Origin of the sequence: Paenibacillus humicus NBRC 102415 (assembly GCF_004000905.1) — a bacterium.
GTDB classification, from domain to species: domain Bacteria; phylum Bacillota; class Bacilli; order Paenibacillales; family Paenibacillaceae; genus Paenibacillus_O; species Paenibacillus_O humicus.
Window position 1 is genome coordinate 211023 of the sequence record NZ_BIMD01000003.1, and the last position, 15451, is coordinate 226473.

At 55.6% G+C, this 15451-nt stretch carries 16 protein-coding genes; 1 reads left to right on the plus strand and 15 read right to left on the minus strand.

Annotated elements, in window-relative coordinates; genetic code table 11:
- Positions 1-51 precede the first annotated feature (51 nt).
- The 15 genes from PHU01S_RS04010 to ahpC form a co-directional block, all read right to left on the minus strand.
- Entirely contained in the window at positions 52-1080 is a 1029-nt protein-coding gene (locus PHU01S_RS04010) for a YhcN/YlaJ family sporulation lipoprotein (RefSeq protein WP_048743861.1), read from the minus strand.
- Positions 1081-1284: 204 nt separating this feature from the next.
- Positions 1285-1707, minus strand: coding sequence for an OsmC family protein (locus PHU01S_RS04015; RefSeq protein ID WP_049869498.1), 423 nt, complete (start codon positions 1705-1707; stop codon positions 1285-1287).
- Between the two features lie 41 nt (positions 1708-1748).
- On the minus strand, positions 1749-2498 hold the full coding sequence (locus tag PHU01S_RS04020) for an amino acid ABC transporter ATP-binding protein (RefSeq protein WP_373864517.1): 750 nt from the start codon (positions 2496-2498) through the stop codon (positions 1749-1751).
- Between the two features lie 19 nt (positions 2499-2517).
- Positions 2518-3162, minus strand: a complete 645-nt coding sequence (locus tag PHU01S_RS04025; RefSeq protein ID WP_048743864.1) for an amino acid ABC transporter permease — start codon at positions 3160-3162, stop codon at positions 2518-2520.
- A gap of 84 nt (positions 3163-3246) precedes the next feature.
- Positions 3247-4125: a transporter substrate-binding domain-containing protein gene (locus tag PHU01S_RS04030; RefSeq protein WP_048743865.1), complete on the minus strand. Its 879-nt coding sequence runs from the start codon at positions 4123-4125 to the stop codon at positions 3247-3249.
- A gap of 70 nt (positions 4126-4195) precedes the next feature.
- Entirely contained in the window at positions 4196-4777 is a 582-nt protein-coding gene (locus PHU01S_RS04035) for a TetR/AcrR family transcriptional regulator (protein ID WP_084781749.1), read from the minus strand.
- A gap of 305 nt (positions 4778-5082) precedes the next feature.
- A complete protein-coding gene (locus tag PHU01S_RS04040; protein WP_021879593.1) occupies positions 5083-6390 on the minus strand; it encodes a glycosyl hydrolase family 18 protein in 1308 nt (435 codons plus the stop codon).
- A gap of 199 nt (positions 6391-6589) precedes the next feature.
- Positions 6590-6739 carry a 50S ribosomal protein L33 gene (rpmG, locus tag PHU01S_RS04045; protein ID WP_127506283.1) on the minus strand — a complete coding sequence of 50 codons (150 nt, stop codon included), beginning with the start codon at positions 6737-6739 and terminating at the stop codon, positions 6590-6592.
- A 97-nt stretch (positions 6740-6836) separates the two neighbouring features.
- On the minus strand, positions 6837-7181 hold the full coding sequence (locus tag PHU01S_RS04050; protein ID WP_021879595.1) for a DUF3024 domain-containing protein: 345 nt from the start codon (positions 7179-7181) through the stop codon (positions 6837-6839).
- 9 nt (positions 7182-7190) lie between these two features.
- On the minus strand, positions 7191-7460 hold the full coding sequence (gene rpsN, locus PHU01S_RS04055; RefSeq protein ID WP_048743869.1) for a 30S ribosomal protein S14: 270 nt from the start codon (positions 7458-7460) through the stop codon (positions 7191-7193).
- A gap of 122 nt (positions 7461-7582) precedes the next feature.
- The gene (locus PHU01S_RS04060) at positions 7583-8440 is read right to left on the minus strand and encodes an AAA family ATPase (RefSeq protein ID WP_127506285.1); all 858 of its coding nucleotides are present in this window, start codon (positions 8438-8440) and stop codon (positions 7583-7585) included.
- A 37-nt stretch (positions 8441-8477) separates the two neighbouring features.
- The gene (locus tag PHU01S_RS04065; RefSeq protein ID WP_127506287.1) at positions 8478-9680 is read right to left on the minus strand and encodes a GTP-binding protein; all 1203 of its coding nucleotides are present in this window, start codon (positions 9678-9680) and stop codon (positions 8478-8480) included.
- Between the two features lie 462 nt (positions 9681-10142).
- The gene (locus PHU01S_RS04070) at positions 10143-11681 is read right to left on the minus strand and encodes a sensor domain-containing diguanylate cyclase (RefSeq protein WP_127506314.1); all 1539 of its coding nucleotides are present in this window, start codon (positions 11679-11681) and stop codon (positions 10143-10145) included.
- Between the two features lie 368 nt (positions 11682-12049).
- On the minus strand, positions 12050-13579 hold the full coding sequence (gene ahpF / locus PHU01S_RS04075) for an alkyl hydroperoxide reductase subunit F (RefSeq protein ID WP_127506290.1): 1530 nt from the start codon (positions 13577-13579) through the stop codon (positions 12050-12052).
- A gap of 12 nt (positions 13580-13591) precedes the next feature.
- Positions 13592-14155: an alkyl hydroperoxide reductase subunit C gene (gene ahpC / locus PHU01S_RS04080; RefSeq protein WP_048743873.1), complete on the minus strand. Its 564-nt coding sequence runs from the start codon at positions 14153-14155 to the stop codon at positions 13592-13594.
- Between the two features lie 533 nt (positions 14156-14688).
- Here ahpC and hxlA point away from each other — a divergent pair.
- Positions 14689-15324, plus strand: coding sequence for a 3-hexulose-6-phosphate synthase (hxlA, locus tag PHU01S_RS04085; protein WP_127506292.1), 636 nt, complete (start codon positions 14689-14691; stop codon positions 15322-15324).
- Positions 15325-15451 lie beyond the last annotated feature (127 nt).

The following is a 15451-nucleotide window of genomic DNA, read 5'->3' on the forward strand; positions in this document are numbered from 1 at the left end:
CCCGGTCCGTTCAGCCAAGTCAAAAGGCCGCCTTGCGGCGGCCTTCGGACGTTATTGGAACAGATGCTCGTTTTTGCTTCCGCGCGTTCCATTATTCATGTTGGTGTTCGTGCTCATGCCCTTGTAGGAGGAGTTGCTGGCCGATTCGGCCGGGAACACCCGCTCCACCATGGCATTGAACTCGGCCACGAAGCCCTTGATCGGATGGCCTTGCTTCACGTCGTTGGCGTAGCCTTGCATCCGGCTGAAGAAGTCCGGATTCGCAGATACGTATACATTCTGGATGCCCGGATGGTTCTTGTGCACGATATCGGCGACCTTCGCCTTGAACTCGCTCGTCAGCTCCCGGTCCATGTACCGGTTGTTGTTGTCGGACAGGCCGTTCATCATATGGCCGCGGTTGTTCGTGGATGCTCCCGTGCCGTAGGCGTTGAAGCCGTTCGTATACGAGCTGTACCCGTTGGATCCGGGGCGGTCCATGAATGTGCCGTAATTGGACTGGCCGATGACGCCTCCGGTCAAATCCCGGGCGCCGCGCTTGACGTCGTTCGTCAGCGTACGGGCTCCCATGCCGACGTCGTTCGTCAGCGCACGGGCTCCCATGCCGACGTCGTTCGCGAGGCTGCGGACGCCGCTTCCGATATCGGCTCCCATCCGTTCCATCCCGCCGACGATGCCTTTGCCGTCGCTGTAGCCTTGGGCCGTACGGCCCGTCGAGGTCAAGCCGGTCACGCTGTGCCCGTCAAGCCCGATGGCGACATAAGCGTTCTTGTCCGTCGTGAAGACGTGGGCCGTCCGCACGCCCGGCAATTTATTCAGCTCATCCGACAGCTTCTTGTTCGTGGACAAATGATAATTTTGATGATTGCCGACGATGTTGTTCCCGTTTTGCTGGTAGCCCTTCACGCGGTTCATTTCGTTCATGCCGTCATCGGCAAAGCGCTTGCTGAGCAGATTGTAGTTGCCGGCCGCATTGTTGCGGATGTTTTTGTTGCCGAGCTCACCATGGTGCGTTCCGCATCCGGCCAAAGCCGTACTGATTACGATACCGGCAGCAAGCACTTTCCAGGGCTTTTTCATTCGGTTTCCTCCAGTATAGTCCAATGGTGTCCGCAGCCTTGTTCAGGTACGGCCCGATTAGTTTCTCCCGACAAGGAGAGGCTATCCCGCTCAATGGTTCCCATCCAGGGCGGATGCCGGGTCCCGCTCCTGTAAAGCCCCGGCATGCGGAAAAGCCGCAAGCTCCCGACTTAGGGCGGCTTGCGGCTTCCAGAATCTCTATATTCAAGGCTTGGCGGCTTCGACCCCGTTCAGCACAAGCTTGTAGCTGATGTCGGCCTTGAGCGAGTCGGACACCGCGCAATACTTCTTGCTGCCCATCTCGATCGCTTTCCACACCCGGACGGCCGATATGTCTCCGTCCACGCGGAAGGTAAGCTCGATTGCGGTGAAGCCGGTCGGAGCTTCCTCCTTGCGGGCTCCATCGGCCTCGATCTCCATTCGCTGGATGGAATCGAGGTAATGGTTGAGGATCATCGTGACGTCGATGCCGATGCATCCGGCGAGGCCGGCCAGCAGCAGCTCCATCGGCGTAGCGCCCTTGCCCTCGCCGCCATACAGCGGCGTCGCGTCCATTCCGACCGGATAACCGGAATCTCCGACGGAAGTAAACGCCCGCCGGCCGTTCCAAGTGGTCATGACTTTCATTTCACATACCCGCTTTCTCGTGAAAGTAGTGGTGTTGCCCCTTAATGCTCGCTGAGCTGATTCAGGAATTTACGAGCCCGATCGGACTCTGGACTGCGGAAGAACGACTCCGGCTCCTGTTCCTCGACAATGATGCCTCCGTCCATGAATACAACCCGGTTGGCCACCTGCCGGGCGAACTTCATCTCGTGGGTGACGACGACCATCGTCATCCCCTCCTGAGCCAGCTGCCGCATCACTTCCAGCACTTCGCCGACCAGCTCCGGATCGAGCGCCGATGTCGGCTCGTCGAACAGCATGACGGACGGCTCCATCGCAAGCGCGCGGGCGATGGCGACGCGCTGCTGCTGTCCGCCCGACAGCCGGGAAGGGTATTCGTCCTTTTTGGCCGCCAGGCCTACCCGCTCCAGCAGCCGATAGCCGATGCGCTCGGCTTCCGCCCGCGGCAGCTTCTTGACGGTAAGCAGCGACTCGATGACATTGCCCAAAGCCGTCTTATGGGGATACAGATTGAACTGCTGAAAAACCATTCCTGCGTTGCGCCGGATCTCCCGGAAGCCCGCGCTCTTCTTCCTCGCCGGCATATCCGAAGCCACGCGGACGCCGTTCACTTCCACCGAACCGCCGCTGAGCTCCTCGAGCCCGTTGAGACAGCGCAGCAGCGTGCTTTTGCCGGAGCCGCTCGGTCCGAGAAGAACGACGATTTCCTTCGCCGCAACCTGAAGATCGATGGTTTTCAACACTTCCGTTCCGCCAAAGGATTTCGACAGCCCGTTCGTCTGAATCATCATTCGGTTCGCTCCTCCTCTCTCAATAGACTTTGGACAGCCGCTTCTCGATCGCTTCGAGAATGGCCGAGAACAGAGTGCTCATCACCCAGTACATCGCCGCTACGCCCAGGTAAAACGGCATGTACACATAATACTGGGCGACCAGCAGTTGAGCGGAACGCAGCAGCTCGGTTACGGTAATGACGGAGACGAGCGACGTCTCCTTGAGCATGCCGATGAACGTGTTGCCCATCGGGGCGATCGCCACCCGGGCCGCTTGCGGAAATATGATTCTTCTCAAAGCTTGCCAGGGGGTCATGCCCGTCGCATAGGCTGCTTCGGTCTGCCCCTTCGGTATGGCCAGAATCGCCCCCCGGAACGTCTCCGACAAATAGGCGCCGACATTGATGCTTAACGCCACATAGGCGGCTGTCAGCGGTCCAAGCGTAATGCCGTAATCAACAAGCCCATAATAAACGATAAGAATTTGAACGAATGCGGGCGTGCCGCGAACGACGGAGACGTATGCTCGCGCCAGCCAGCGGACCGGCAAATTCCCCTTCAGCCGGGCAAGCGCAACGACGATGCCGATCAGCAGGCCGAAAAACATCGCTACGACGGTAATCAGCAGCGTATAATAGGCGCCCTTCAACAAGAAGAGGCCGTTATCCCATAGCAGATTCATGAACGCTCGAAGCTCCTTTTGATCCGTTGGATATCGCATAGGGCCATGACGCTCATGCGCCACAGCCCTCAGCAACCCTGCTTCTTATTTGGAGGCAGGCTCCTCGCCGAACCATTTCTTGAAGATGGTCGTGTACGTTCCGTCGGACTTCATATCCGTCAGAGCTTGATCCAGCGCCGCCAGAAATTCCGGATTGTTCTTGCGTACGGCGATCCCGGCGGAATCGGATTTGATCGCTTCTCCGACCGCCTTCACCTTGTACCCGTTCTTGTCCACGATCGGCTTCAAGGCGTACAGATTGTTGATCGTGGCGTCGATCCGGCCGGCATTGAGGTCCTGGAGGGAGGTGATGACATCGTCGTAGGTTTTGATATTGAACTTGCCTACTTGGGGCAGCACTTCATTGCGCAGGTAGGCTTCATCGTTCGTACCGAGGCCGACGCCGATATTTTTGCCTTTGAAATCCTCCAGCTTCGTAATGGAGTCGTTGCTTTCGCGGACGATGATCTTCACTTGGTTCGTAATGTAAGGCTGAGTGAAGTCGATCTGCTGCTTGCGCTCGTCGGTTATGGTCACCTGGCTGATGATGACATCGATCTTGCTTGCCTGCAGGCTCGGAATCAGGCCGGAGAAGTCTTGAGGCGCGAATTCCGCCTTCACTCCAAGGCGCTTGGCGACATCCTTGGCGATGTCTGCGTCGAAGCCGTCGATTTCCTTGTTCTCGTTCAGGAAATTATAAGGCGCGTAGGTGCCCATGAGCCCTACTTTCAGCACGCCGGCCGCCTTCACTTGAGCGAGGAGGTTGTCGTCTCCTTCCGCTGGCGCGTTGCTTCCGGATTCGCCGGCAGGAGCCGGGCTTGCGGTATTCTGGGCATTGTCGTTCGTTTTCGCTCCGCATCCGGCCAGCGCAAAGGCGAGCAGCATGAGGATGGATACAGCGAGGTAAAGCGATTTCTTCCGCATTGGATTTCTCTCCCTATCCTTTTTTTATTATGGTGTCCGGCTCTGACCGGATCATTCCGCTGCCGGCCCGTTAAATGCCGAGCAGCCCGAAAAATTCGAATCTGGCCGTCTCGGACGCCAGCTGCTCCGCTGTCCTGGAGCCGATCCCGCTCCCCGGCGCGTTCAAGCCGAACAGCCAGCGCGCAATGACGCCTTCGATCAAGCTCATGATGAGGGCGGCCCGCACTTCGGCATCGATTGCGGCAGGCAGCATTCCAAGCTCGATCGCCCGGCGGATATTTTGCAGGAAGGCCCTCTCCATCGCAGCCCGCGTCTCCGCGATCTCTTGACGGATCGGTTCAATGGCGCCGCTGCCGCCGAGCAGCATCTCCATAAGGTCCCGGTTGGATTCCGCAAACAGGAACAGCCTGGCAAGCAGAGCTTCCGATACTTGCACCATGTCCTGCACCGTGCCCGCCTCCCGGCGGTAGCCTTGCGCGATGACTTCCAGCAGCTGACGGCGTCCGTCTTGCACGATCTCCAGCGCAATCGCTTCCTTGCTCTTGAAATGCCAGTAGAAGGTTCCTTGCGCCACGCCGGCTTCGGCAACGATATCGGAAATTTTCGTGACATGGTAACCGTCCTTCGCGAACCGTCTCAGGGCGATTTCCATGAAGCGCCTGCGCCGCTCGCTGCCGGCCTGCGAATCCTTGTCTTCGTTCAAGATGTTTCTTCACCTCACCCGATTGACTAGTCAGTCAGTTATGTTTTAAATCCTATTGGATTGCTGAGGTATTGTCAAGCGATTCCACGATCCAGATTGAAATCGCATCAAAGCAAACCTCCCGTCCACTTTCGGACAGGAGGCTTGCTGAGAAAGCTTGGCGGGTATATAGGCATGGGGCGGAATCATTGAGACGACCGGGCGGCATCCTATTCTGGCTCCGGCAACCGTTTCCGCCTCTGTTTAGAAAAGGGTCATTCCAGTTCCTTTTTGATGACATTCCATATTCCGCTGTCCATGAACGAGCGGCTCCAGGTAGCAACGCCTGCCAGCCCGTATTCTTTCGCTATCGCAACTCTTGCTTTGATGGAAGTGCTGTCTTCCAGCCAAATCCGTTTCAATTGCCCGTCCTCCCGATACTCCACGTAATTCTGCCCGGTTTTCCGGTCATACGCGGGAGTCAGCTTGCGGGCGGCCACCAGCTCGGCCGCCTTTTTCATTCCAAGCGCTTTGGAAGTGACCTTGCTCCCTCCCGAGCTCTTCGGCGTCTCCGTCCAGATTCGAGTATACAGAGGCATGCTGAGAACGATTTTAGACGGCGGAATGCCATCTTCGTCCAGCAGCCGTTCGACCGACCGCCTCACCCAGGGGAGGGAAGACACCGAACCGGATTTCGGGCTGGAAGCCCAATGCTCGTCATAGGCCATCAGCATCATGAAATCCACATAGGGAACCAAGGCCGGCCGGTCGAGGAACAAGGACCAGTATTCGCTGTCCGACTTCGGGGTGACGTCGACAGATACGACGAGGTTCCGTTCGTGAAGAAGCGGCGCCGCTTCCTTGATGAACTGAACGAAGTTTTTCCCATCCTCCGTTTTCACGTTTTCAAAATCAAAGTTGATTCCTTGCAGGTCATACGATTCCGCGTATTGAAGCAGCTGCTTGATCATATGTTCCCGCGACTTTTTCGTCGACAACGCCTTTGACGTCCGGATCGGCTCGAATCCGTTGCTGAACATCGCCCAGATCTGGAGGCTGCGCTCCTTCGCCCACCGGACATAGTCCAGATCCGCTTTGCTGCTTATATCCCCGGCTCCGTTGGCGAGCTCGAACCAGGTCGGACTCACCACATTGACCCCGTCCAGCTCCGGAAGCCGCTCCGGATCGGGAGATTTGCCGTAGACGGCTTCCCAGGTCATATTGACTTTGACATTCCCGGAGCTGAACGCTTGTCTGTTGGGGACCATGTCGTCCACATGATCGATCGCGCCTCCGGCAAGCGGGCCGACAGGAAAGATATCGTCGCCTTCCGAAGCGGAAGCTTGCGCAGGCGACCGGGATGGAAGCTCTCTTCCGCCGCCAGTTGCCGCAAGGCTTGTCCGATTGCCGGCAAGAGCCTGTTCGGACGCCGTGCGCTTCCCAAGCAAGGCCGGCATTTGCTTGAACGGCATGACCGGCAGGGCAAGAAGATGGAACAAGATGATGGTGCATGTGGAAGAAAAGATGAAATACACGAGAAATAGACGGCCCAGCCTGCGCTTGGCCACATGGTGATGGTCCATCCAGCATCCCTCTCTAACTCTCTGATCCTTTCTTCCATTCTATGAACCTATCCCGGTTCTCATGACGCTAGAGGCACAGGAAGAATCCTCAGCATACAAAAAAAGACTTTTCCCTTTCGATGCAAGAAAGGGAAAGTCTTTACGTTCGCCGGCATGGCCAGACAGGCAGCTTCAGCCGGCTGCTTGTTCGTCTGCTTCCTTACCGCGTCTCCCGGTGAAGCGTCACCTTCTTCAGACGCGGACAGTATTTGCGGAGCTCGAGCCGTTCCGGGTTGTTCCTTTTGTTTTTGGTCGTCGTATAATTGCGGTCCCCGGATTCCGTGCAGGCAAGCGTAACTGTGACTCTCATTTCCCTTTTCCTCCTTGTGCTTTACGATCACTGAAAGTGTTCCATGCTCGCTTAGAATACAAGTAATATTTACTATTTGAAGCCGTTCCAAAGAGACTCATTCACCCCAAAACAATCCATGCCGGTCGAGCTCCACCTGTTCGAGCTGATGCTCGAAATCGCCGTGCAGAGGAATCATCGGGACTTCGCTCCAAGCTCCTTTTCTTTTCATGCATACCGCCCATTTGCCGTTGTTCAGCCGAAAATGGACGATATCCTTGCTATGCCATCCCGATTCAGGGAGGGCGGGCCTCAGCTCGCTGAGCGTTAGACCGTTCTCTTCCCAGCAGTAGGCCAGCCGGATGTCTCGGCGCATGCTGCCGGGAACTTTGAGCTGGATGTATCCGTCCAGCAGCCTGCCGATCCGATACCGGCTGAATTCATCCCGTTCAATGGCCGCCATGGCGCGGAATTACCAGCTGGCCTTTTTGACGCCTGGAATATGCCCCTTGTAAGCCAGCTCCCTGAAGGCGATCCGGGATACTTTGAACTTCCTCAGATAGGCATGCGGCCTGCCGGTCATGGCACAGCGGTTATGCAGCCGGGTTGGGGAAGAATCGCGCGGCAGCTTGGCCAGAGCTTCGTAATTGCCCTCTTCTTTCAGCTTTTTCCGAAGCTCGGCATATTTTGCAACCAAAGCCTGTCGCTTTAGCTCTTTTACGACCTTGGATTTCTTCGCCATGATCATTCTCCTTTAATCGTAATTTTTACTTTTTCAGTATATCAGACGATCATCTCGAAGAAAAGACGATCATCCTGCCCTGCGAAAGCGGGCTGGTCTCCCCTCAAGCCGTGTGATGCCTTTCATTTCCATCCCCCCGCGCGAAGCGAACGCTCCTGTCCGGCTTCAAGCCGCTCAAGCAGCCTCGGCTTATATTCCGCATAGGAATCCTGAAGCATCGGCAGGGAGATCGATGCCTCCTCAATGATCGCCTTGCGCTTGGCTTTGAGCACGATCTGCTCCATATCGGCAAAGCTGCATCCTTCCAGCATCTGCGAGGCTGGCTCCAGAAGCTCTTCCCCTCCGGGGAAATCGCCCAGCAGCTGGCTCAAATACGCCTCCCGCGAAGCTCGGTTCGGGCTGTCGTACCTCATCTTCGTATCGAAGCGGCGCCAGATGGCGCGGTCCAGATCCTTCTCCAGATTGGTTGCCGCCATGAATACGCTGCTTCCGTCGAACTCATCCAGACACTGGAGGAGAGTGTTGACGACACGGGTCATTTCTTTCACTTCATCATTGTTTTCCCGGGTCCGGGCTATGGCATCGAACTCATCGAGAAACAGCACGCATGGGCTGGACCGCGCATGATCGAATATTTTACGGAGATTCGTCGCCGTCTCGCCCAGATGGCTGTGGATGACGGAATCCAGCCGGACCAGAAGCAGAGGCATGTTCAGCCTTTGCGCCATGTAGAAGGCGGTCAGCGTCTTGCCCGTTCCCGGCGGGCCGAACATGACGATCTTGTTCGGAATAGGCACGTCATGCTCCTCGAATTTCTCCTTCATGTCCAGGATCCGGATGAATTCCTCCACAATGCGGTTGTTTTCGGCCTGTAGCACGATGCGCCTCACTTTGCGGGCGCAATCCTTCGATGAATAATAGGTAGCGATGTCTGTCCCCTTGGAACGGGGAAGCCTGCTCGCCGCTGCTGTCTTGCTCATGAAATGAACTCCTCTGACTGTAGGATTAGGCTCTGCTTCATACGGCCTGGAATGCCGGCAATGGGTCTTTGAAATGACGCCATACGCTTTTCATTTCTTCTCCCGTGAGAAGCGCCCGGTCCAAGGAGCCGCTGATCCGCTCTTTGTCGAGGCCGATGCCGATGAATACGAGCTTGGTTACCCGATCTCCCCATTGCTCGTCCCAATCCGGCGATTTGGGGAAATCGCTGCCGAAATAGGCGAACCTCTCTTCCTCCGACAACGCGGCTACCCACAGCCCCGCAGGGGACAGCTGCCGGGATACGCCGGCCTGGCTGAAGGATACAGCGGTATGGTTGCGAGTGGCGATCCACATGACGCCTTTAGAGCGGATTACTTCCTGAGGCCAGCTGGCGAGCTGCTGAAGCAGCCGCTCCGGATGGAAGGGGATTTTCCGGGTGTAGACGAACGAGCCGATTCCATACTCCTCCGTCTCCGGCTTATGCTCCTCCTTCAACAGCTCCTGAATCCAGCCCGCGGATTGGCTCGCTTTGTCAAAATCGAATAGATGCGTATTCAGGATGGCCTTCGGATCTACGTTTCCATAGCTCGTCCGAATGATTTTCGCCGCAGGCTGCAGGCCTCGCAGCGCCTTCTCCAGCTTGTCGAGCTCCTCCGCGCCGACCATATCGCATTTGTTCAAAATCAGGACATCGCAAAATTCGATCTGGTCGGTCAGCAGGTGGACCACTCCCCGAGTATCGTCGTCGCCCGCTTCCTGGCTGCGGTCCTTCAGCAATTCCCGGGTATTGAAATCCTGCCAGAAATGATAGGCGTCCACGACCGTCACCATGCAGTCCAGACGGGTAAGCTTGGACAAGTCGATATTCTGGTCCTCATCGACATACGTAAAGGTTTGGGCGACCGGAAGCGGCTCCCCGATCCCCGTCGACTCAATCAAGATATAATCAAATCTCTGCTCCTTGGCAAGGCGCTCGACCTCCTGCAGCAGATCGTCGCGCAGCGTGCAGCAGATGCAGCCGTTGGACATCTCCACGAGCTTTTCTTCCGTGCGGCTCAGCCCTGCGCCGTCCCGGACCAGCTCCGCGTCGATGTTCACCTCGCTCAAATCGTTGACGATCACGGCGACCCTAAGGCCCTCCCGGTTGTTGAGCACATGATTCAATACGGTCGTTTTTCCTGCGCCCAGATAACCGCTGAGCACGGTCACCGGAATTTTCTCCGCCATCTCCTGTATCATTCCTTCAACTCCTTTATGGCTCCTCCATGGGTTCATGGGCTCATGATTTCACTCGAATACCAACGAGTCTGATCTTACCCGCATAATATAATAGTAATTATTACGATTAAAATCATCTTACCTTCCGCTCTCAAACCTGTCAAGTCAATCATGGCACTCATCCGATCAATAACCTGCGTACGGACTGAGAAAGACAGCGCGCCTCGATCGAAACCGTCCATGGAATGAAAGGAGGAAAGAAAGCCTCCTGTCCGGCGGATGTCAGCCAGGTTATGCCTGTTCAAGGAATTCAGAGGAGCCGCAAAGCGCCCATGCAAAAAAGCCGGAATCATCCGGCTTTCCGTTTAAGCGATTCACGTTTTATAGCTCGTACAAGCGGCTGAAGGCACGCTCAGACTCAATTTATTCAAGACAGTCTCACGACAGGTCCTTTCGCATTCACATGATCCTATTGTTGCAGCGCTAGAGGACGGTCGTACGGTTTCTCCCGCCGGCTTTGGATTGATACAGCGCCATATCCGCCCTATGAATGAATTCCTTTGCCGACCCCCATTCCGGGCTGCAATGAGCGACCCCGACGGACACCGTCAGACGGCCTACAGGGTCAAATGCCGCTGCGGCAATCTCTTCGCGGATCCGCTCGGCCAGCAGCTCGGCCAGATGGACATCCGCGGTTCTGACAAGGACGCCGTATTCTTCGCCGCCATATCGGAAGGCAACATCGCGAACACCGGCAAGCGCGCGAATCTGGGATGCCAGCTCGATAAGCACCCGATCGCCCATGACATGTCCGTATGTATCGTTGATCCGCTTGAAATGATCGACATCAAGCAGAATCAACGAGAATTGAGCCCCCTCGTCGATCCATTCCGCGATCGTAAGATCGAACATTTTACGGTTCCAGAGCCGCGTCAGTCCGTCCAGGTGGGCTTCATCGGATAAGACCTTGACATAATTGTCAAAACTTTGAGCAAGCTGCTGAACCTCGTAGATGTACGTTCCGCGCAGCCTGGTGTTCACGGAAAGGACATGCCGCGAAGAGACGGCCGCTTCCTCCGAAATTCTGGCGAGCTTATAGAGCGGAGATGAAATTTGTCTGGAAATCCACAACGCCGCGATCAGGATAAGAATGAACAACGGCAGCGCCTGGAGGATCATGGATTTTTCAAGCGTTCGAATAGGCTCGTCCAATATGGTCTTTGGAGTTTGGGAAACAATTCCCCAACCGCTGTCGGGCTCATAGGCATACCCGGCAAAATAGCTTTGGCCATCGGAATTTTCGATCGTTTTGTAGCCGCTGTTTCCTGACTTGACCCGTTCGATGACTTCATTGCCTTTCACGAATTCATTGATCCGAATGGGATTCGGGTGGAAGATCAATCTGCCGTGCTTGTCCACGACGTATACGTACGAGCCGTTGCCGTAGTAGTGCTCGCTCAGCTGCCGGCTGAGCACATTATCCTCTTGAAGATAGATGGTGCCTCCGATAAACCCTTCATACTCCCCGTCCTTGTCGAATACAGGCGTCGAGATCAGCACAAGAAGACGGCCGGAGGCGCCTACATACGGATCGGAGATGAACGCCGTCCGCTCTGAAGCAGCCTGTCCGGAGGCGCTCGACGTCAGCTTCGTGCCGGCTCCGATGCCCACATTCGTCGGGCTGATGGCTTGGATCGTCCGGTTGGCGTCGGCAAAAAACACGGAGTTGAAGTAGCGCTGATTGGTTTGGAACCAAGTATCCAGCTCATTTTGATTGATCTTGTTCCGCCAGGATACCGCTGCCAGCGACACCAGGTTGCTGTGCATCAGATCAAGCAGCTCCTCGGTATTGGAAGCAAGCTTCTTGGCATATTGAGCGTTGTTTTGCAGGTAGCTCGAAGAAAGGGAGGCGCTGCTCGCGCGCACAGCCGCATAAACGCCGACGGACGCGGTAAGGAACATCGCACTGATTACCAGAAGGCTGAGTATGTGGCGGAGCTTGATTTTTTTGTAGGATCGCATAACCTTCACTCTAAGCCTCTTTGCTGTCTGATTTAGATGGCGCAAAACCATACGGATAAGCTCTGCAATTATACCACGATCTCGGAAATTACAACTAAGGCAACCACGGATGGACATTCCTTGGCGACAGCCTGCACAGGTTCAACGGATTCAGGCGGAGATTTGCGCAAAAGCCATCTTTAGAAAGAATGCCTTCCATCAACTCCTATGTTATCGGCAATTTCACATTTATGTTTACATGTAGCTTTCCCCAAGATTGACATAGAGCATTTCCGTTAGGGCTTTTTTTCGTCCCTCTATTCCAATGAAAATAAAAGCCGCCCAACTACCCATCAGGTAGTTAGGCGGCCTATTGAACGATAGCTGCATTAATTGCGGATAAGATAGTCAAACGCGCCTAATGCGGCATTTGCGCCCGATCCCATCGAAATGATGATCTGCTTGAACGGACTGTTCGTGCAGTCGCCGGCAGCGTATACACCCGGCAAGCTCGTCGCGCCGTGGTTGTTGACGACAATCTCGCCCATGTGTGTGCGCTCGACGGCATCGCCGAGCCAGTCCGTGTTCGGTACGAGTCCGATCTGGACGAATACGCCCTGCAGCTCAATATGCTTGACTTCGCCTGTTTCGCGTTCGATATACGAAACGCCGTTCAGCTTGTCCGTTCCGGTGAACTCTTTGGTCTGAACGTTCTTCAGCACCGTAACGTTAGGCAGGCTGTACAGGCGGTCCTGCAGCACGGCGTCCGCTTTCAGCTCCGAATTGTATTCGAGAACCGTCACATGGCTGACGATGCCGGCAAGGTCGATCGCCGCTTCGATGCCGGAGTTGCCTCCTCCGATGACCGCTACATGCTTGCCTGCGAACAGAGGACCGTCGCAGTGAGGGCAGTAGGCTACGCCTTTGTTCTTGAACTCTTCCTCGCCCGGCACGCCGACATTGCGCCAGCGGGCGCCCGTCGACAGGATGACGGTCTTGCTCTTCAGAACGGCGCCGTTTTCGAGCTCAAGCTCGATGTAGTCGCGCTTCTCCAGACGTTTGGCCCGTTGAAGCTTCATCACATCGACCTGGTACTCTTTGACATGTTCTTCAAGGCTTGCGGCGAGCTTCGGACCTTCGGTATATTTCACGCTGATGAAGTTCTCGATGCCTACCGTGTCCATCACTTGGCCGCCGAAGCGCTCCGCGACAATGCCGGTACGGATGCCCTTGCGCGCCGCATAGATGGCGGCGCTGGCGCCGGCAGGACCGCCGCCGACGACAAGCACGTCGAACGGCTCCTTGTTGTCGAATTCAGAGGCGTCCGGAGCTTCGACAACCTTGGAGAGGATCTCCTCGATCGTCATCCGGCCGCTTCCGAAAAATTCTCCATTCAAGAATACGGAAGGAACAGCCATGACATCTCTGCTTTCCGCTTCTTCCTTGAAGGCGGAGCCGTCGATCATCGTATGCGAAATGCCCGGATTAAGGATGCTCATCAGGTTCAGCGCCTGAACGACGTCAGGGCAATTGTGGCAGCTGAGGCTGATGAACGACTCGAATCGGTAGTCGCCTTTGATGCCTTTGATTTGGTCGATCACGCTTTGATCGACTTTCGGGGCTCGTCCGCTCACTTGCAGCAAAGCCAATACGAAGGAGGTGAATTCGTGGCCCAAAGGAATGCCGGCAAACGTAACGCCGGTTTCCTCGCCGATGCGGTTGACGCTGAAGCTCGGCGTTCTGGGCAATTCGGCTTTTTCCACCGTAATTCTGGACGTCATGCCGACGATTTCATCCATAAGCTCCAGCATCTCTTTTGAGACGGGATCGGATGCCGCGCTGACCTTGATCAGCACATCGCCTTCCATAAGCTGAAGGTATTGGTTCAATTGTGACTTGATATCTTCGGATAATACCATTGGAACAGCTCCTTAGATTTTGCCGACCAGATCAAGGCTAGGCTTGAGCGTCGCGCCGCCTTCTTGCCATTTTGCCGGGCATACTTCGCCTGGATTGTTGCGCACATATTGAGCGGCTTTGATCTTGTTGATCAGGGTGCTCGCATCGCGGCCAATGCCGCCGGCGTTGATTTCAACCGTCTGAATGACGCCGTCCGGATCGATGATGAACGTGCCGCGGTCAGCAAGGCCGTCCGCTTCGATCAATACGTCGAAGTTGCGGGAGATCGTATGGGAAGGATCGCCGATCATGATGTACTCGATCTTGCCGATCGTATCGGTCGTATCATGCCATGCTTTATGGGTGAAGTGAGTGTCCGTGGATACCGAGTATACTTCAACGCCAAGCGATTTCAGCGTCTCGTATTGGTCCTGCAGATCGCCGAGCTCAGTCGGGCATACGAACGTGAAGTCGGCAGGGTAGAAGCATACGACGCTCCATTTGCCTTTGAAGTCGGCATCGGAAACCTCGATGAACTTTCCTTTTTGAAAAGCGGATGCATTGAACGGCTTTACTACGGTTCCAATTAGAGACATGAATGGTTCCTCCTGAGGATGATTATTTATTTGTAATAACTCTAAACTAATACTAATTAACCGGAAATGACCTGTCAAGTGTTTTGATGACTTTGTTCGACATATTCTTCATTGTCGTGGCTGTCCCTCTATGATTGAATGCAATATGAAGGCTATATTTACGGCAAATCCAAATAATTTCCGGTCAAATCCAACCTGCAGCCGCCTGCCTTCCGGCCCCACCCTACCGTCTTCGATCCTTGCCGACCCCCATTTGCGACGGAACCAACCTTGCCGTCAGGCTTGCTCTATCCGTTTCTTCTAACGGAGGTCAGAATGGCTGGATATGTCGGAATGGCTGTACGCGGCCAGGTTGCTATAAGTCTATCGAGTCGCAGAAGCTCATGGTTACGCCAGAGTAACTATCCCACTTCAAAGTGCCTACTTACAAAAAGTGCGTTAAAATCCTAGAATGAAGGACATGCGGGAGCGGGCAGCCTGATTCGGCTTATCGCCTAAAACCGACATTTCATTCCGAAGGAGTGTTGAAATAGATGGAACTTCAACTTGCACTGGATCTCGTCGATATTCCTGAAGCGATAAAAGTCGTCGCCGAGGTGGCGGACTCGATCGATATTGTCGAAATAGGTACTCCGATCGTCATCAATGAAGGCCTTCATGCCGTCAAGGCGATGAAGGAAGCATTCCCGCAGCTGCGGGTGCTTGCCGATCTGAAGGTCATGGATGCAGGCGGCTACGAGGTCATGAAGGCTTCCGAGGCGGGAGCGGACATCGTGACGATTCTAGGCGTATCCGACGACGCCACGATTCGAGGCGCTGTCGAGGAAGGCCGCAAGCAAGGCAGGCAGATCATGGTCGACATGATCAACGTAACGAATCTGGAGGAGCGGGCTCGCGAAGTGGATGCCATGGGCGTCGACTACATCTGCGTGCACGCAGGCTACGACCATCAGGCCGAGGGCAAAAACTCCTTCGAGCAGCTGCGCACGATCAAGAGCGTCGTGAAAAATGCGCGCACGGCCGTAGCCGGCGGAATCAAGCTGGCCACTCTGCCGGAGGTCGTGGCTGCCGGTCCTGACCTGGTCATCGTCGGCGGCGGCATTACGGGCCAGGACGACAAAAAAGCGGCGGCGGCGCAAATGCGCGAGCTCATCGCTGCCGGAGCCTAAAGCCGCCATGAACACGACGGCTTATGCGAACACTGTCGCCGCCGAGCTGGCCATGTCGGCGGCCGGCATCGACGAAGCCGCTGCGGCGGCCTTCGCCGATGCGGTGCTGCGCGCCGGTCGCGAGGGC